The organism is Arthrobacter sp. CAN_A214, assembly GCF_015751955.1.
Taxonomy (GTDB): Bacteria; Actinomycetota; Actinomycetes; order Actinomycetales; family Micrococcaceae; genus Arthrobacter_D.
Genome location: NZ_JADOUU010000001.1, coordinates 226,393 through 244,920, shown reverse-complemented (window position 1 = coordinate 244,920; position 18,528 = coordinate 226,393). Strand labels below are relative to the sequence as shown.

The window sequence follows — 18,528 nt, the reverse complement described above, 5'->3', positions numbered from 1 at the left end:
GTGTCTCCACCACTCAATCAGGCGATTTACGCGGTCGAACTAGTTAGCCGATGGTCGTGAACCGAGCGGCGATTCGGGTGAACATTGCACCCAAGTTTCCGCCGAGCAAAGTGACGGCGGTGATGAGGACAACTGCGATGAGGGCGACCATGATGCCGTATTCAACGGCCGTCGCGCCGGTCTCCTCGCGGCGGAGGCGTGACTGGACGGTGAAACCAAGGGTGTGCAGGCTAGCTGCGAGGTGAGCGAACAATTGAGACTCCTGAAGTGGGGTAGGGCCGGCCCAGCGCCGGCCCTGCTCAAAAGGTAGCTCTCCCACAAGCCTCATATGCCACATTCTTTGGATCCTGCGCGAAGCCTGACCCACCTGCGCTTTTCCTGTGCAATTTCTGCGGTTGAAGTGTGGCTGAAAGGAAATACCCGTCCCAAAGGCAAGGGAAAGGCCCGGTTCCGCCAAGAATCGCGTCCAGCCTTGAAACGGAATGCATTCGACCTACACTGACGGAATGACCTCTCCCTCCGCCGCGGCTAATGCTGCGCGGACCGCACCGACATCCTCGGCAAAGCGACGAAAGGCCGACGCCGTCGTCGTATCCCGCAGCGAAATCCCGGAGCATTCCGAACTCGAGCACCTGCGTCGGCTTGCGGCGCTGGTCGAGTCCTCGAAGGATGCCATCAACGGCGCCGACCTGAACGGCATCATCACCAGCTGGAACGCGGGCGCGGAGGAGCTCTACGGCTACAGCGCCGAGGAGGCGATCGGCCGCAGCATCGAAATGCTGACTCCGTTGAACGCCGGTGGTGAGGCGAAAGCGCTGCGGGCCGGACTTGCCGAGGGCAAGGGAGTCACGGGACAGCAGACTGTCGCCCGGCACCGGGACGGTTCGCTCATCGAGGTGTGCCTGACCCTGTCGCCGGTCTTCGACGCCCATGGCAGGGTCATCGGGTCCTCCGGTATTGCCCGGAACATCACTGAAACCCAGCAACGGCGCGCCTCAGCCGAGCATGAGCGGGACCGGCTGACCTTCGCCCAGGAAATCGCGCACGTGGGCTCCGTCGAGGTGAACCTGATCACCGGGCACCGGTGGTGGTCCGACGAGTACTTCCGAATTCACGGCCTGCCCGTCACTCCAAGTCCCACCGAGGAGCTGTGGCACTCGGTGCTGCACCCGGAGGATCGTGAGCGGGTGCAGCAGGTCTGGCAGGAACTCGAGTCCGGTGGTCCGCCCCTCAAGCTGATCCACCGGATCCTTCGCCCCAGCGGGGAGGTCCGCTGGGTTCATACCCGCGCTGCCGCCGAACACAACGACGGCGTGCTGGTCCGGCTTCTCGAAACAGCCGTTGACATCACCGAGCGGAAGCAGGCCGAGGAAGCGCTCGAACGCCTGGCCTTCCAGGATCCGCTGACCGGGCTTGCCAACCGGACGCTCCTGACGAACTGCATCGAACTCGCCCTCAAGGAAGCTGCCGGCGCCGGCACCCAGGTGGGAGTGCTCTTCCTCGACGTCAACCGTTTCAAGGTGGTCAATGACGGGCTGGGGCATGCTGCGGGGGACAGTCTGCTCGTCCAGCTCGCCGCGCGCCTTCGAAGCGCCGTGCGTCCCCTTGACACGCTGGCGCGGTTCGCCGGCGACGAATTTGTGATCGTCTGCAGTGGACTCGGCTCCGACGAGGCCCATGACCTGGCGGGACGCATCGCCGCTGAGGTGCAGGTTCCGTTCGACCTCCTGGGCCAGGAGCTGTTCGTCAGCGTCAGCATCGGCATCGCCCTTTCATCGTGCGGCGATACCGCAGAATCCCTCCTCCACCAGGCGGACGCCGCCATGTACTTCGCCAAGGACGCCGGCAAGGTTGACGGCGTCGTCTTCGACGAATCGATGCTTCGCCGTGCCGAGGCCCGCCTCGACATCGGGTCCCAGCTGCCGCGCGCCATCGAGCGGGGCGAGCTCGAGGTGTACTACCAGCCGATTCTCGACGTCGGAAGCCAGGCTCCGGTGGCCTTCGAGGCTCTTCTGCGGTGGAAGCATCCCAAGCACGGGCTCGTGTCGCCGTGCGATTTCATTCCGGTGGCCGAGGAGACGGGACTGATCGTCCCCATCGGCGGCTGGGTACTGGTGAACGCACTCACACAGGCGCAGCATTGGCGGTCGCAGGTGCCCGGGGCGTCTGCTCTCCGGATCGCCGTCAACCTGTCCGCCCGCCAGCTGCAGGACCCGGGGCTGTTCGACACCGTGGCAGGCGCGATTGCCCGCGCAGGGATCGATCCCTCAGCCGTCGAGCTCGAAATCACCGAATCGGCGCTCATGAACGATGTGGAAAGCTCGATGGCGACACTGACGCGGCTCCGCAGCCTCGGCGTGGGGCTCTCGGTCGACGACTTCGGGACCGGCTACTCCTCACTGAGCTACCTGCGGCGATTCCCCGTGACGACGCTCAAGATCGACAGCTCCTTCGTGGAAGGTCTGGACGGCAGGGACGTGCATGCCCAGCCGATCGTCGCCGCGATCACCATGATGGCCATCGCACTCGGAATGGACGTGGTGGCGGAAGGCGTTGAAACCCTGAACCAGCTCCGCGAACTGGAGAGGCTGGAGGTTCGTTCAGCGCAGGGCTACCTCTGGGCCGAGCCGATGCCGGCCGGGAAGGTAGCCCCTTGGCTGTCGAACAGGCCGCAGTTTCCCGGCGGAGTGCTGGAGGGTGCCGGCGCATCCCGGCGCGCCTATTGAGCGTTTTGACCTGAGGCACCGCTTCGCGCTAACCTTGAAAGTCGTTGTGCGTATCCCTTCTCGGTACGTCTGCGCCTCCGGAGCGGTTCAGTTGCAGAACCACCTGGCCCGGAGGAGCAGCCGAGATGTACGGGATAACTGGTCTTATTTCAGCCCTCACCTGGAGTTCCGGTAACGCATGAATAAGCTGAGCCCGTGTCCGCGGAATTCTCCGTGATGCGGGCGACACCGAATAAGAAACGAAGGCCATAACCGTGCGTACGTACACCCCGAAGCCAGGCGACATCACCCGCCAGTGGCACGTCATTGACGCAACCGACGTTGTCCTAGGCCGTCTTGCCAGCCAGACCGCAATCCTGCTGCGCGGAAAGCACAAGCCGACCTTTGCACCCCATATGGACATGGGCGATTTCGTCATCATCATCAACGCTGACAAGGTAGCCCTCACCGGCGCCAAGCTCGAGCAGAAGCGTGCCTACCGCCACTCGGGTTTCCCGGGCGGCCTGAAGTCCACCACCTATGCCGAGCTCCTCGAGAAGAACCCCGAGCGCGCAGTGGAGAAGGCCATCAAGGGCATGCTCCCCAAGAACTCGCTGGCTGCCCAGCAGATCGGCAAGCTCAAGGTCTACCGCGGCGCCGAGCACCCCCACGGTGCACAGCAGCCGACGTCGTACGAAATCACCCAGGTCGCCCAGTAGTCCTGGCCACCACACACTAAGAAATTAATTCAAGGAGAACCGTGGCTCAGAACCCTGAAGAGCTGAATGAATCTGCTGAGGAGCTTACGAGCTACACCTCAGAATCCACCGAAGGCAGCGAAACCCCCGTCAAGGAGCGCCCTGCGCTGACTGTCGGCGGCGGAGCCGTTGGACGCCGCAAGGAAGCCGTGGCCCGCGTACGCCTCGTGCCCGGCACCGGCAAGTGGATCGTCAATGGGCGCGAGCTCAGCGACTACTTCCCGAACAAGCTTCACCAGCAGGAAGTCAATGACCCCTTCAAGCTCCTCGAGCTCGACGGCGCCTACGACGTCATCGCCCGCATCCACGGCGGTGGACCCTCCGGCCAGGCCGGTGCACTTCGCCTCGGTGTTGCCCGCACGCTCAACGAGATTGACCGTGAGAACAACCGCCCCGCGCTGAAGAAGGCCGGCTTCCTCACCCGGGACGCCCGCGTGATCGAGCGCAAGAAGGCTGGTCTCAAGAAGGCCCGCAAGGCGCCTCAGTACTCCAAGCGCTAAATCCGCTTGTGCGATGCCCGTCCGGCTTGCTGGACGGGCATCGTGCTTTAACGAACATGGCGTGGTGCGCGCTATGGCAGTGAGATCGACTTAGGATGAAGAACCATGAGTAAGTTATTTGGAACCGATGGTGTCCGCGGGCTGGCGAATGGCTTGATCACCGCCGAACTTTCCCTTCAGCTGGCCCAGGCCGCAGCAGTGGTGCTCGGCCACCGGGCGGTCGAGGGCGACCGCCGGCCCACAGCCGTGATCGCGAGGGACCCCCGCATCAGCGGTGAGTTCATCGCCGCCGCCGTCGAGGCGGGGCTGGCGAGTTGCGGCGTCGACGTCTACGACGCCGGTGTGCTGCCCACGCCCGCCGCCGCCTTCCTCGTAGCCGATCTCGATGCCGACTTCGGCGTGATGATTTCCGCGTCGCACAACCCGGCGCCCGACAACGGCATCAAGTTCCTGGCACGCGGCGGCAAGAAGCTCGACGACGCCCTCGAGGAGGCCATCGAGGCCGAACTCGACGAGCCCTGCCCGCGACCCGTCGGCGCCGACGTGGGACGCATCCAGCGGTTCGCCGACGCGGAAGACCGCTACATCGTCCACCTGCTCCAGACACTGCCGCACCGCCTCGACGGAATCAAGGTGGTGCTCGACTGCGCACACGGCGCTGCCAGCGGATGCTCGCCCCAGGTGTTCGCCAACGCGGGTGCGGAGATCGTCGTCATCGGCGCGGACCCCGACGGCAACAACATCAACGACGGCTACGGCTCCACGCACCTCGAGAAGCTGCAGGCCGCGGTGCTCGAACACGGCGCCCACCTCGGCATAGCGCACGACGGCGACGCCGACCGCTGCCTCGCCGTGGACCACGAGGGAACGGTGGTGGACGGTGACCAGATCATGGCCGTAATGGCTGTGGCGATGAAGGACGCCGGCAAGCTCGTGGACAATACCCTCGTAGCTACGGTGATGAGCAACCTCGGCCTGAAGATCGCCCTGCGCGACGCCGGCGTTCTCATTCGGGAAACCGCAGTGGGCGACCGCTACGTTCTCGAGGGAATGCGCGACGGCGGATTCAGCCTTGGCGGCGAACAGTCGGGCCACGTGATCTTCGCCGAATACGCCACCACGGGCGACGGCGTACTGACCGGACTTCAGCTGGCCGCGCAGGTCGCGAAGACCGGGCGGAGCCTGAAGGACCTTGCCGGCGTCATGACGAAGCTTCCGCAGGTGCTCATCAATGTCCGGGGAGTAGACCGCACCGCAGTGAACTCGGACGAGGGCGTGCAGGACGCCGTGCGGAAAGCCCAGGAGGTACTGGGAGAGACCGGCCGTGTCCTGCTGCGGCCCTCCGGCACCGAGCCTGTGGTGCGTGTGATGGTGGAGGCAGCCGATATGGAGACCGCCCAGCGCATCGCCGATGAGCTCGCGGCAACGGTGCAGGGACGCCTCGCGCTGGAGCCAGCGGCCTGAACCCTGGGCTCGGGCCTCGTCAGCGTTACGCCGTCCTTCCCGTGGAGCAGAGGCGCGGGGGTGAGCTCGAATCCCAGCTAGGAGACGTTCCGGCGACGCACCATCTCGGTGATCCAGATGGGCGCGAACGGAGACGTGCAGTTCGGGGGAGTCGGGTAGTCCTTGAGAACTTCCAGGCGCTCACCGAGGTCGATTGCGCGGGCGCGGTGCGCGGCGTGCTCGATCCCGATCTGAGCCAGGCAGGTGTTCATCGCCCACTGCAGGCGGTCCGGAGCGTTTCTCATGTCCGCCTCGATGATGTCGAGCAGTCCCGAAAGGTCGAGGCCCTCGGGCTCCTTCACCACGCGCTCGCTGGTCAGCGCCCAGCCGGCACTCGCGACCACAGGATCCGGGTCGCCGAACCAGGCCGAACGCAACTCATCGGCGTGCGGGTTCTTCTTCACCACGTAGTTCACGAGCCAGTCGTGCACCTTGGGGATACGCGCCTCGCGCAACATACCATCCAACTCGTTCCGCTCGAACGCCTTCGGCCGGCAGATCAGGATCGCCAGCAGTCTCGCCGCAGTGTCCTTCGTTCCCCAGAGCTCGCGCGCGAGTTCCTGCTGGATCTTCAACCGCTTTGCAAGCGCGCGCAGTTTGGCGAGGTTCACACCGTGATCGTCCCCGTGTCTCTCGTTCACCTCGCGTGCTCTGGGGTCCTCGAGCGCGGCCAGCTCGGTCATCACCTCTGCCACCGTCGTCTCGGCCATCCCAGCTCCTGTCCAGTCCGTGTGTCGGATCCAGCCTAGGCTAATACCCGGGCGCCGCCGGAAGCCCGAAGTACTCCTCGAGGGTGGCCGTTCCCGCGGCGCCCATGGCGCCGGCGATCCCGGTTCCCACGTAGCGGAGGTGCCACGGCTCCCAGGTAAAGCCGGTCGTCGCGTCTTTGCCCTGGGGGTAGCGCACGATGAACCCGAACGCCGCCGCGTTGGCCCCGGTCCACCGGCCCGCCGCGGTGTTGCTGAAGCAGGTGACCAGGGTGCACGCGCCGTCGTCCTGCCCCACGTCGACGGCCAGACCCGTCTGGTGCTCTGAGTACCCGGCCCGTGCCGAGACCGTGTCCGCCAGCGCGGCGTCGCCGTACTGGCTGACCCAGTAGGCGTAGGTCGATTCCTGGTCCGCATACGAGCGGTACGCGCTGACCACCGTCAGATTCACGCCGTCGTCCTGGGCAGCCGAGAACATCCGCTCGACGGCGGCGGCCGTGTCCGGCCGAAGCAGCGCGCTACCTCCCGAGGGACCCAGCGCGACAGCAGGTGTCACGAGCTGGGCCGGCGCGAAGTCCGGGGGATCCAGCGGCCGCCGCTTGTTCACGACGACGTCGATCGCGGACGGATCCGAGTGCGCACCGGGTGCTCCGGCGGCAGGACCCGGCGCAGGGACTTCCCCTCCGCGGGACGGCGGTCCGGGGGTCGGTGCCGCGGGCACCGGGCTCTCGAAAGGCGCCGGCTCTTCAGGTGCCGGAGCGTCGGGCATCGTCTGCCCGTCCGCTGACGGCCGGCCGTCAGGAGAAGGTGTGGTGGAAGGAGCGGGGGAGGGTGCGACGGAAGGCGACGTGCTCGCGGAAGCCGCCGTCGTTCCCGCAGGAACGGCTGGATCCTCCGACGGACTGCACCCGCTCAGGAGCAGGGCCCCCAGCAGCAGGACGCTGAGCGGAAGGGCGGAGGACCGGGGGCGCGGAACCGTCAGGTTTTCCGTAGCAGCATCCTCCGGATGGAATGGTCGGACTCCTTGGTCAGGACCAGCTGCGCCCGCCCCCGCGTCGGGAGCACGTTCATCATCAGGTTCGGCTCGTTGATGCGCCGCCAGATTCCCTGCGCCGTTTCCCGTGCCTCGTCGTCCGAGAGCCGGGCATAGCGGTGGAAATAGGAATGGGGGTCGGCGAACGCACCGGATCGCAGCGACTGGAACCGCTGGATGTACCACTGTTCGATGTAGGACGTCTTCGCATCCACGTAGATGGAGAAATCGAAGAAATCGCTGAGGGCAAGACCGGTGACGCCGTCCGGCCGTGCCCGCGCCGGCGCGAGGACGTTGAGGCCCTCCACGATCAGGACGTCGGGCCGCCGCACCACCACTTCCCGGCCCGGCACGATGTCATAGGTCAAGTGCGAATACCAGGGCGCACGCACCTCCTCTGCGCCGCTCTTCACCTCGCTCACGAAGCGGAGGAGACGCCGCCGGTCGTAGGACTCGGGAAACCCCTTGCGCTCCATGAGCCCGCGGCGCTCCAGCTCGGCGTTCGGGTAGAGGAATCCGTCGGTGGTGACGAGCTCGACACTCGGCGATTCCGGCCACCGGCGCAGCAGGTCCCGCAGCACACGCGCCGTCGTCGACTTCCCCACGGCAACCGAACCCGCCACGCCGATCACGAAAGGGGTGCGCCGGGTCGTTTCACCGAGAAAGGTGTTGGTGGCGGAATGCAGTTCACCGGCGGCGGCGATGTAGAGGTTGAGGAGCCTTGAGAGGGGGAGGTACACCTCACGTACCTCGTCGAGGTTGAGCGCTTCGCCGAGGCCGCGGAGCCGCTGGATGTCCTCCGAGTTGAGGGGGGACGTGATTTCATTGGAGAGCCGTGACCACATCTGCCGGTCGAGTTCCACGAAAGGTGTGAAAGTTTCGGGACCGCTGGCCTGTTGATTACCCGGGCTTCGATCGGTCACTCTGAGCATTCTGCCTGCTGGCCTTGACATTAACAAACCACTACTGCCGGTAGGCTTGACCTCATGTGTGGAATCGTAGGTTATGTAGGCCGTGAACGCGGACAGGTCCTTTCAACGCTGGAAGCTGTGCCGCCGGCGGTCGAGTCGGCAAATGGGGAGGTCAGGCACGGCGCCCTGGACGTCGTCATGGAGGGCCTCCGACGGCTCGAATACCGCGGGTATGACTCCGCGGGCGTGGCAGTGCTCACGCCGTCGGGCGTCGAATCCCGCAAGAAGGCGGGCAAACTGACCAACCTGGTGCAGGAACTCGCCGCCGAGCCATTACCGCGGTCCATGACGGGCATCGGCCACACCCGCTGGGCCACCCACGGCGGCCCGACCGACCAGAACGCGCACCCGCACCTTGCCGACCAGGGCCGGTTGGCGGTCATCCACAACGGCATCATCGAAAACTATGCGGAGCTCAAGGCGGAACTGCTGGCCGAGGGCCTTGAGTTCATCTCCGACACCGACACCGAAGTGGCCGCCGGGCTCCTTGGTTCCATCTACCGCGGCCTCAGGGACAGCGGATCCGAGGGCGACGTACTGACCCTCGCCATGCAAAAGGCCTGCCAGCGCCTCGAGGGCGCCTTCACGCTGCTCGCGATCCACGAGGACCAGCCGGGAACGGTCACCGCAGGACGCCGCAACTCGCCCCTCGTCGTCGGCCTCGGCGACGGCGAAAACTTCCTCGGCTCCGACGTCTCCGGCTTCATCGACTTCACGCGCCGCGCGGTGGAGCTCGGCCAGGACCAGATCGTCACCATCACGCCGGAAGACGTCGTCATCACCGACTTCTTCGGAACCCCCGCCGAGGGCACCGAGTTCTACGTGAACTGGGATGCCGCTGCTGCTGAAAAGGGCGGGTACAACTCCTTCATGGAGAAGGAGATCAACGACCAGCCCGACGCCGTAGGCCAGACCCTGCTGGGACGCTCCGACGTCAAGGGCAACCTCGTCCTCGACGAGCTGCGCATCGACGAATCGATCCTCCGCTCGGTGGACAAGATCGTGGTGCTCGCCTGCGGAACCTCGGCCTACGCCGGCCAGGTGGCCAAGTACGCCATCGAGCACTGGTGCCGCATCCCCACCGAAGTGGAGCTCTCGCACGAGTTCCGGTACCGCGACCCCATTGTCAACGAGAAGACCCTCGTGGTCGCCATCTCGCAGTCGGGTGAAACCATGGACACCCTCATGGCGGTGCGCTACGCCCGCGAGCAGGGTGCGAAGGTGGTGGCGATCTGCAACACCAACGGCTCCACCATCCCGCGTGAGTCGGACGCCGTCCTGTACACCCACGCCGGCCCCGAGATCGCCGTCGCCTCGACGAAGGCGTTCCTCGCCCAGATCACTGCCGCGTACCTGCTCGGTCTCTACCTCGCCCAACTGCGCGGCAACAAGTACCGCGACGAGATCAACGCCGTGATGGCGGACCTCGCGGAGATTCCCGCGAAGATCCAGACCGTCCTCGACAACGCGGACAAGATCAAGCAGCTCGGCACGGAGATGGCGGACGCCAAGTCGGTGCTGTTCCTCGGCCGCCACGTGGGGTTCCCCGTAGCCATGGAGGGTGCGCTCAAGCTCAAGGAGCTCGCCTACATCCATGCCGAAGGCTTCGCCGCGGGTGAGCTCAAGCACGGCCCGATCGCGCTGATCGAGGAAGGCCAGCCCGTGGTGGTGGTCATGCCGTCGTCGTCGGCCCGGGACTCGCTGCACGCGAAGGTCGTCTCGAACGTCCAGGAGATCCGGGCCCGTGGCGCCGTCACCATCGTGATCGCGGAGGAGGGCGACACCTCCGTGGAGGCGTACTCGGAGCACGTGTTCTACGTTCCGGCGACGCCGACACTCCTCGCGCCGCTGCTCACCACGGTCCCGCTTCAGATCTTCGCGCTCGCACTGGCCAGCGCCAAGGGCTACGACGTCGACCAGCCGCGAAACCTTGCCAAATCGGTCACGGTTGAGTAGAGCGCCGCGGCGCTCCAGCCGTCGATCCGGTCGGAGGATGTCCTCGTGATCATCGGTATCGGGATGGACGTCGTCGACATCGAGCGCTTCCGGCGCCAGCTCGAGCGGACGCCCGGCCTGGTGACGCGGCTCTTCGTGCCCGCCGAACGGCACCTGACCACGCGGTCCCTCGCCGCCCGTTTCGCGGCGAAAGAGGCCGTAGCCAAGGCCCTGGGTGCGCCGGCGGGCATGAACTGGCAGGACTGCTGCATCGCTGTGGACGCTGCGGGCGTGCCCTCCGTCGAGGTGTGCGGGACCGTGGCGGAGGCTGCTGACCGGCGCGGCATCTTGGAGTGGCACCTGTCGCTCAGCCACGATGGCGGCCTGGCGACGGCCATGGTGGTCGCCGAGGGCACCCCTGGTGCGAAGCTCGCCCCTGTGGCGGAGAGCACATCCAAAAATAGTAACCCGGCTGACTATCAGGCCGGGTGCCGCTAAGCTCGTACATATGCTCAACGCCTTTACCGGCGCCCAGGTCCGCGCGGCCGAGGTGCCTTTCCTCGATGCCGGACACGGGAACACCCTGATGCAGAAGGCTGCCCACGGGCTGTTTCTGGTGGCATTCGAGATGCTCCGGTCGGCCGGCCACAGCGCAAACCGCAGCAGCGCCGTCGTGCTCGTCGGTTCCGGAAACAACGGCGCGGACGCCCTGTACGCGGGCGAGCGGCTCCTGCGGCGGGGCGTTTCGGTCACCGCCATCGCCGTCGCCGACGAGGTCCACTCCGAAGCCTCCGAGGTGTTCAGCCGCCGGGGCGGCCGGGTTCTGCACCTCGACCAGGACAACCTCCCCGATCTCGCAGCGCGGGCGATTCGGTCCACGCTGATCATCGACGGGATCCTCGGCACCGGTGCCAGGGGAGGGCTGCGCGGAATCGCTGCCGAACTGATCTCCGCGATCAACACCGGAGCGGGTGAGCGGAGCGTCCGCTCGCTGCTGGTGGTCGCGTGCGACCTGCCCAGCGGAGTGGATGTCGACTCAGGAGAGCTTTCGGAGCCGGTCCTTTTCGCCGATGCGACGGTGACCTTCGGCGCGGCGAAGACCGGACTGCTCGTTTCGGGCGGAGCGCTGGCGGCGGGCGAGTTGAACGTCGTCGACATCGGTCTGGGGATGACCACCCCGGGCGCCGACACCGCCGTGGAACCGGCGATGCGCCGGCTCGAGGCGCACGACGTCGCAGCCCTGTACCGCCGTCCGCAGGTGGGTGACCACAAGTACACGCGCGGCGTGCTCGGCGTCGCCGCGGGTTCAGCCCAGTACCCGGGGGCTGCCGTCCTGGCCACGGGCGCCGCACTGGCCACCGGGCTGGGCATGGTGCGCTACCTCGGACCGCCCGCGGTGGCCACGATCATCAACGCCGTCCACCCGGAAGTGGTCTGCTCCACCGGGGATGTTGAGGATTCGCGCTCGCAGGCATGGCTCGTGGGGCCCGGTGCCGTGGAGGACGACGACCAGGCCCGCCGCGCCCGCGGAGCCATCGCGAGCGGACTTCCCGTGGTGGTCGACGCCGGCGCCCTCTCCGAGGTTCCCGAGCGCGTGGAGTCCTCAGTGATCCTCACCCCCCATGCAGGCGAACTGCGGACGCTTCTGGCCACGCGTGGCATCGACGTCGCCCGCGCCGACATCGAAGCCGCGCCCGCTCGGTTCGCCTCCGAGGCGGCTCAGCTGACCGGCGCAACGGTGCTCCTGAAGGGCTTCACCACCATCACCGCCGCGCCCACCGGGGAAGTCTTCAGCCAGGCCGAGGCTCCACCCTGGCTGGCCACCGCGGGCTCCGGGGACACCCTGTCCGGGATCCTCGGGGCACTCGTCGCCACCCTGGCGGAGGACGACGGCGTCGCCGCGCGCCTCGGCCTTCCCGCCGGCGCCACCTGGGCGGCGGTCGCCGCGGCGGCTGCACTCATCCACGGGCTGGCGGGGATGCGGGCTGCGGAGTCCGGGCCCGTCGTCGTGGCCGGCCTGCCACCCCACATCGGTTCGGTCCTCGCCGACATCCTCGCATGAGGCAAGCCGGACCCCGCTAAACTTTCCCTCGAAACAGCTGAAACACCCCACAAGGAGCACACATGGAATTATGGCCCGGCGATGCGTACCCCCTGGGCGCGACCTATGACGGCACGGGAACGAACTTCGCGCTCTACAGTGAGATCGCGGAGTCGGTAGTCCTGTGCCTGTTCGACGACCAAGGAGTGGAAACCTGCATTCCGCTCAAGGAAGTGGACGCCTACATCTGGCACGGCTACCTGCCGCATGTAAACCCCGGACAGAAATACGGCTACCGCGTCCACGGTCCGAACAACCCCTCGGAGGGCAACCGCTGCAATCCGAACAAGCTGCTCCTCGATCCCTACGCCAAGGCCATCTCCGGTGATCTCGACTGGGACCAGGCGCTGTTCAGCTACAACTTCGGCGACGAGCACTCGGTCAACAACGAGGACTCCGCAGCGCACATGATGCTCGGCGTCGTGGTCAATCCCTTCTTCAACTGGGACGGTGACCGCATGCCGCGCACGCCGTACCACCAGTCCGTGATCTACGAGGCGCACGTCAAGGGCCTCACCCAGCTGCACCCGGAGATTCCCGAGGAGCAGCGGGGAACGTACGCCGGTATCGCCCACCCGGCCGTGATCGCGCACCTCCAGAAGCTCGGCGTCACCGCGATCGAACTCATGCCGGTGCACCAGTTCGTCAATGACAGCACGCTGCAGGAGAAGGGCCTCTCGAACTACTGGGGCTACAACACCATCGGCTTCTTCGCTCCGCACAACAAGTTCGGCTCCACCGGAGACCAGGGCGAGCAGGTCCAGGAGTTCAAGGCCATGGTGCGCGAACTGCACCTGGCAGGCATCGAAGTGATCCTCGACGTCGTCTACAACCACACCGCCGAGGGCAACCACATGGGCCCCACGCTGTCGATGCGCGGCATCGACAACTCGGCCTACTACCGGCTGATGGAGGACGACAAGCAGTACTACATGGACACCACCGGCACGGGCAACTCGCTCAATGTCGGCAACCCGCACGCCCTGCAGCTCCTCATGGACTCATTGCGCTACTGGGTCACCGAGATGCATGTCGACGGTTTCCGTTTCGACCTCGCCTCCGCGCTGGCGCGGGAGTTCTACGAGGTGGACCGGCTTTCGGCCTTCTTCGAACTCGTGCAGCAGGATCCCGTGGTTTCGCAGGTGAAGCTCATCGCCGAGCCCTGGGACGTGGGACCCGGCGGCTACCAGGTGGGCAACTTCCCGCCGCAGTGGACCGAGTGGAACGGCAAGTACCGCGACACCGTGCGGGACTTCTGGCGCGGAGAGCCCTCCAGCATCGGTGAATTCGCCGCTCGCCTGACCGGCTCCGCCGACCTCTACGAGCACTCCGCGCGGCGGCCGGTGGCGTCCATCAACTTCGTCACCGCCCATGACGGCTTCACCATCCGGGACCTCGTGTCCTACAACGAGAAGCACAACGAGGCCAACGGCGAGGGCAACAACGACGGCGAATCCCACAACCGCTCCTGGAACTGCGGAGTGGAGGGTCCCACTGACGATCCCGAGGTCAACGCCGTGCGCGTCCGCCAGCAGCGCAACTACATCGCCACGCTCCTGCTCTCGCAGGGTGTGCCGATGCTGCTGCACGGCGACGAGCTGGGCCGCACCCAGGAAGGAAACAACAACACCTACTGCCAGGACTCCGAGCTCAGCTGGGTGCACTGGGACAAGGTGGACCAGCCGCTGCTCGAATTCACTGCTGCGGTGAACCGGCTCCGCTCGGAGCACCCGACGTTCCGGCGTCGTCGCTTCTTCGACGGACGCCCGGTGCGCCGCGGCGAGGGAGAGGCCCTGCCCGATATCGTATGGCTCGACACCAAGGGCGAGCTCATGGCGCCCGAGGACTGGGACAGCGGTTTCGGCCGCTCGATCGGAGTGTTTCTCAACGGCCAGGGGATCCGCGGGCGCGACGCCCGCGGCCAGCGCATCACCGACGCAAACTTCCTCCTGTACTTCAACGCACATGATGAAGCAGTCGATTTCACCATCCCCTCGGACGAGTACGGCCCGTCCTGGGACGAGGTCATCGACACCGCCGGTAAATTCGCCGATACCGCCGCGATCCCCGCCGGGAAGACGATCTCCATCGAAGGTAAATCGATGGTGGTGCTGCGCGCCCACTCCGAAGCCGAGGATCTCGACCACTCGGTAGCGGCGTCGCTGGCGATCCTCGCCAACGAGGTCACGGCCAAGACCGGCACCGCCTAACCACCCCTGCATCCCAGTTCCCAGGAGGACATGCGTGAAGACACCGAAATCGACCTACCGGCTGCAGATTCGAAGTGAATTCGACCTGCGGGAAGCCGCGGCCCTGGTGCCGTACCTGCATGACCTCGGGGTGGACTGGGTGTACCTGTCGCCCATCCTGACCGCGGAGGAGGGGTCCGGCCACGGCTACGACGTGACCGACCCCTCCACCGTCGACCCCGCGCGCGGCGGCCGCGAAGCCCTTCTCGAGCTGAGCACCGCCGCCCGCGGGGCGGGACTGGGGGTCCTGGTGGACATCGTGCCCAACCACATGGGCATCGAGACGCCCGCCCGCAACGCCTGGTGGTGGCAGCTCCTGAAGGAGGGCCGCGGTTCCCGGATGGCCGAAGCCTTCGACGTCGACTGGGACGCAGCCGATGGGCGGATCCGCATTCCGGTGCTGGGGGACGGGGACTCCGAGGAAGAAGCACTCGAGGTGGTGGACGGCGAACTCCGCTACTACGACAACCGCTACCCCATCGCGGAGGGCACCTTCCAGCCGGGGGACACCGCTGCCGACGTGCACGCGAAGCAGCACTACGAGCTCGTGAACTGGCGCCGCGCCGACAGCGAGCTGAACTACCGGCGATTCTTCGGGGTCAACACCCTGGCGGGCCTGCGCGTCGAGGTGCCGTGGGTGTTCGAGGAGAGCCACAGCGAGGTGCGGAGCTGGTTCGACGACGAAGTCGTCGACGGCCTGCGCATCGACCACCCCGACGGCCTCGCCGACCCGGTGGGTTACCTCGAGGATCTCCGCGAGCTGACCGGCGGCGCCTACGTCCTGGTGGAGAAGATTTTGGAGCCCGGCGAGGAACTGCCGGGCAACTGGGAGTGCGAGGGGACGACGGGTTATGACGCGCTCGCCGACGTCGACCGACTCCTCACCGACCCCGCGGGCGAGCACGAACTCACGGCTCTCGTTCCCGTGGAGCCGTTCCACGAGATGATCCACGGCACCAAGCGGGGCATCGCGGATGGCATCCTCCGCTCGGAAGTGCTCCGCCTGACCCGGCTGGTGCCCGAGAGCGCGGGCCTCGACCCGGCTGAGGCGGCCGATGCACTCGCCGAACTCCTGACCTGTTTCCCCGTCTACCGAAGCTACCTGCCCGAGGGTGCCGGATACCTCGCCGACGCCGTTCGCGACGCCCAGGTGCGCCGTCCGGACCTCGGCGCTACTCTCGAGGTCGTCCACCCGCTGCTCAACCCGTTCCTCGAGGGGGAGCCCGACGCCGAGCTGAACGCCCTCGCGCGGCGCTTCCAGCAGACCTCCGGCATGGTGATGGCCAAGGGCGTCGAGGACACCGCGTTCTACCGGTTCAACCGGCTGGTCTCGCTCAACGAGGTTGGAGCGGATCCCGCGATCTTCGCGATCGATCCGCTGGAGATGCACCGCCGCCTCCTGGAGCGGGAGACCAACAACCCGCTGTCGATGACCACGCTGAGCACCCACGACACCAAGCGCAGCGAGGACACCCGCGCGCGGATCGCAGTGCTGTCCGAGATGCCCGACGTGTGGGCGCGGCTCCTCACCGAACTCGAAACCCTCGCGCCGATCTCGGACCCCTCCTTCGCGCCGCTGATGTGGCAGTCGCTTCTCGGTGCGTGGCCGCTGAGCCGCGAACGTGCTCATGCGTACGTGGAGAAGGCCTCGCGCGAAGCCGACCTGAGCACCCACTGGACCGCGCCCGACAAGGAGTTCGAGGCGGCCATGCACAGCGCCGTCGATGCCGCGTTCGACGACGCCCGAGTGAACGACCTCGTCAGCGGAATGGCCCGGCGGCTCGAAGGGCACGGCTGGTCCAATTCGATTGCGGCCAAACTGCTCCAGCTCACCATGCCGGGGGTCCCCGACGTGTACCAGGGAACCGAGTTCTGGGACTTCTCCCTCGTGGATCCGGACAACCGCCGCGAGGTGGACTACGCCGCGCGCCGGCAGGCCCTGACCGATCTCAACTTCGGGGCTGTTCCCGCCGTGGGAGAGGACGCCGCAGCGAAACTGCTCGTCGTGTCGCGGGCACTCAAGCTGCGCCGCGACCGGCCGGAACTCTTCTCCGGCTACCAGGCCGTGCAGGCCGCCGGTTCCGCCGCGAACCACATCTTCGCGTTCAACCGGGGCGGCGTCGTCGTGCTGGTGACCCGCCTGCCCTACGGCCTCGAGAACCGTGGCGGCTGGGGCGACACCACGGTGCACCTTCCTGACGGTTCCTACACCTGCGCGATCACGGGCACAGCGGTGACCGGCGGCATCGTGCGGGCAGCCGACCTCTTCCCGACTTTCCCCGCAGCACTACTCGTCCAGGAGGACGCATCATGAGCAGCAGGTTCGATGTCTGGGCGCCACGCGCCGAGACCCTTTCCCTCCTCGTCGACGGAACCGCCCAGAAGATGACCCAGGGCGACGGCGGCTGGTGGACCGCCCCCGACGGCGTCTCCGCCACCACTGCCACCGACGACGTCGACTACGGCTACCTGGTCAACGGATCGGACTCGCCGGTACCGGACCCGCGGTCCCGCCGGCAGCCGGGAGGAGTCCACGGTCTTTCACGCACCTTCGATCCGGCCGCGCACAAATGGCAGGATCAGGGCTGGGTCTCGCCCGGCCCGAACGGGGGCGTGATCTACGAGATGCACCTCGGCACCTTCACTCCCGAGGGCACTCTCGACGCCGCCATCGGACGCCTTGACTACCTGGTGGAGCTGGGGATCCAGTACGTGGAGCTCCTCCCCGTGAACGCGTTCAACGGAACGCACAACTGGGGTTACGACGGCGTGCTGTGGTACGCGGTGCAGGAGAACTACGGGGGCCCTGCCGCCTACCAGCGCTTCGTCGACGCCGCGCACCAGAAAGGCCTCGGCGTCATCCAGGACGTGGTCTACAACCACCTGGGGCCGAGCGGCAACTACCTCGGCCAGTTCGGGCCGTACCTCACCGAGGGCAAGTCGAACACCTGGGGTGACTCGCTGAACCTCGACGGACCGCTCTCCGACGAGGTGCGGCGCTACGTGATCGAGAATGTGCTGATGTGGCTGCGTGACTACCATGTGGACGGCCTGCGGCTCGATGCCGTCCATGCCCTCCACGACGAGCGTGCCGTGCACATCCTCGAGGAGTTCGCCGCCGAAACGGATGCCCTGGCAGCCGAACTCGGAAAGCCGCTGTTCCTGATCGCCGAATCCGACCTCAACAACCCGCGGCTGATCCAGGCGCGCGGTGTCAATGGCTACGGACTGGCCGGGCAGTGGAGCGACGACTTCCACCACGCCGTGCACGTCAACCTCACGGGGGAAACCGAGGGGTACTACGCCGACTTCGATTCGGTGGGCGCACTGGCCAAGGTCCTCGAGAAGGGGTTCTTCCACAACGGCACCTACTCGTCATTCCGCGAGCGCCACCATGGCCGCGAGATCGATGTCGAGCGGGTGACGCCGCTGCAACTGGTGGTGTGCACGCAGAACCACGACCAGATCGGCAACCGCGCCGCCGGCGACCGCATCAGCGCCACGCTGAACACCGCGCAGCTGGCCCAGGCCGCGGTGCTGAACCTCGCAGGGCCGTTCACCCCCATGCTCTTCATGGGTGAGGAGTACGGAGCCCGGACGCCGTGGCCGTTCTTCACTTCACACCCCGAGCCCGAACTGGGCAAGGCCACCGCCGAGGGCAGGCTGCGGGAGTTCGAACGCATGGGGTGGAAGCCCGAGGACGTGCCGAATCCGCAGGAACCTTCGACGTTCGAGTCGGCGAAACTCGACTGGTCCGAGCTCGGCAACCAGGAGCAGGGCCGGCTGCTGGAAACATACCGGACGCTGATCCGGCTGCGCCGGGACCGCCCGGAACTGCGGGAACCGGACTTCGCCGGCATCTCCGTGGAGTACAGCGACGACGAACGGTGGCTCGTCCTTCACCGGGGACGGACCGCCGTCGTCCTCAACCTCAGCGACCAGCTCCGCACCGTGCCGCTGCGGGCGGTCGATGCAGAGGTGCTGCTCTCGACCGTCGACGGCGTCGGCCTGCTGGAGGACACCGTCCAGCTGCCGCCGCATGCGTCACTGATCCTGGCCCTGTAGG

Annotated in this window: 14 protein-coding genes; 10 read left to right on the top strand and 4 right to left on the bottom strand. The window is 66.7% G+C overall.

Translation table 11 applies throughout. The annotated features are described in order from the left end of the window. Positions 1-43: 43 nt before the first annotated feature. Positions 44-328, bottom strand: a complete 285-nt coding sequence (locus IWX65_RS01060) for a Flp family type IVb pilin (protein ID WP_196880626.1) — start codon at positions 326-328, stop codon at positions 44-46. Between the two features lie 178 nt (positions 329-506). Here IWX65_RS01060 and IWX65_RS01055 point away from each other — a divergent pair, with 178 nt between their 5' ends. From IWX65_RS01055 to glmM, 4 genes are all read left to right on the top strand, one after another. Continuing rightward, the gene (locus IWX65_RS01055; protein WP_196880625.1) at positions 507-2,726 is read left to right on the top strand and encodes a putative bifunctional diguanylate cyclase/phosphodiesterase; all 2,220 of its coding nucleotides are present in this window, start codon (positions 507-509) and stop codon (positions 2,724-2,726) included. Between the two features lie 254 nt (positions 2,727-2,980). Beyond that, entirely contained in the window at positions 2,981-3,424 is a 444-nt protein-coding gene (gene rplM / locus IWX65_RS01050; protein ID WP_026550700.1) for a 50S ribosomal protein L13, read from the top strand. Positions 3,425-3,465: 41 nt separating this feature from the next. Further along, entirely contained in the window at positions 3,466-3,963 is a 498-nt protein-coding gene (gene rpsI / locus IWX65_RS01045; protein ID WP_196880624.1) for a 30S ribosomal protein S9, read from the top strand. Between the two features lie 105 nt (positions 3,964-4,068). After that, positions 4,069-5,427, top strand: a complete 1,359-nt coding sequence (glmM, locus tag IWX65_RS01040; protein ID WP_196880623.1) for a phosphoglucosamine mutase — start codon at positions 4,069-4,071, stop codon at positions 5,425-5,427. A gap of 77 nt (positions 5,428-5,504) precedes the next feature. Here glmM and IWX65_RS01035 read toward each other — a convergent pair whose 3' ends face one another. The 3 genes from IWX65_RS01035 to coaA all read right to left on the bottom strand — a co-directional run bounded on the left by IWX65_RS01035 (position 5,505) and on the right by coaA (position 8,138). Then, positions 5,505-6,176: a DNA alkylation repair protein gene (locus IWX65_RS01035; RefSeq protein WP_196880622.1), complete on the bottom strand. Its 672-nt coding sequence runs from the start codon at positions 6,174-6,176 to the stop codon at positions 5,505-5,507. A gap of 40 nt (positions 6,177-6,216) precedes the next feature. Then, on the bottom strand, positions 6,217-6,942 hold the full coding sequence (locus IWX65_RS01030; protein WP_196880621.1) for a M15 family metallopeptidase: 726 nt from the start codon (positions 6,940-6,942) through the stop codon (positions 6,217-6,219). Between the two features lie 209 nt (positions 6,943-7,151). Next, positions 7,152-8,138, bottom strand: a complete 987-nt coding sequence (gene coaA / locus IWX65_RS01025) for a type I pantothenate kinase (protein WP_196880620.1) — start codon at positions 8,136-8,138, stop codon at positions 7,152-7,154. A gap of 54 nt (positions 8,139-8,192) precedes the next feature. On the opposite strand from coaA, the gene glmS reads away from it, so the two are divergent. The 6 genes from glmS (at position 8,193) to treZ (ending at position 18,527) form a co-directional block, all read left to right on the top strand. Next, complete coding sequence (glmS, locus tag IWX65_RS01020; RefSeq protein WP_196880619.1) at positions 8,193-10,133, top strand: glutamine--fructose-6-phosphate transaminase (isomerizing); 1,941 nt, start codon at positions 8,193-8,195, stop codon at positions 10,131-10,133. 45 nt (positions 10,134-10,178) lie between these two features. Further along, on the top strand, positions 10,179-10,610 hold the full coding sequence (locus IWX65_RS01015; RefSeq protein WP_196880618.1) for a holo-ACP synthase: 432 nt from the start codon (positions 10,179-10,181) through the stop codon (positions 10,608-10,610). A 10-nt stretch (positions 10,611-10,620) separates the two neighbouring features. Next, complete coding sequence (locus IWX65_RS01010) at positions 10,621-12,174, top strand: NAD(P)H-hydrate epimerase (protein ID WP_196880617.1); 1,554 nt, start codon at positions 10,621-10,623, stop codon at positions 12,172-12,174. Between the two features lie 62 nt (positions 12,175-12,236). Then, positions 12,237-14,423, top strand: coding sequence for a glycogen debranching protein GlgX (glgX, locus tag IWX65_RS01005; RefSeq protein WP_196880616.1), 2,187 nt, complete (start codon positions 12,237-12,239; stop codon positions 14,421-14,423). A 34-nt stretch (positions 14,424-14,457) separates the two neighbouring features. After that, positions 14,458-16,776: a malto-oligosyltrehalose synthase gene (gene treY, locus IWX65_RS01000; RefSeq protein WP_196880615.1), complete on the top strand. Its 2,319-nt coding sequence runs from the start codon at positions 14,458-14,460 to the stop codon at positions 16,774-16,776. Continuing rightward, the gene (treZ, locus tag IWX65_RS00995) at positions 16,773-18,527 is read left to right on the top strand and encodes a malto-oligosyltrehalose trehalohydrolase (RefSeq protein WP_196880614.1); all 1,755 of its coding nucleotides are present in this window, start codon (positions 16,773-16,775) and stop codon (positions 18,525-18,527) included. The genes treY and treZ overlap by 4 nt, the downstream gene beginning before the upstream one ends. Position 18,528 lies beyond the last annotated feature (1 nt).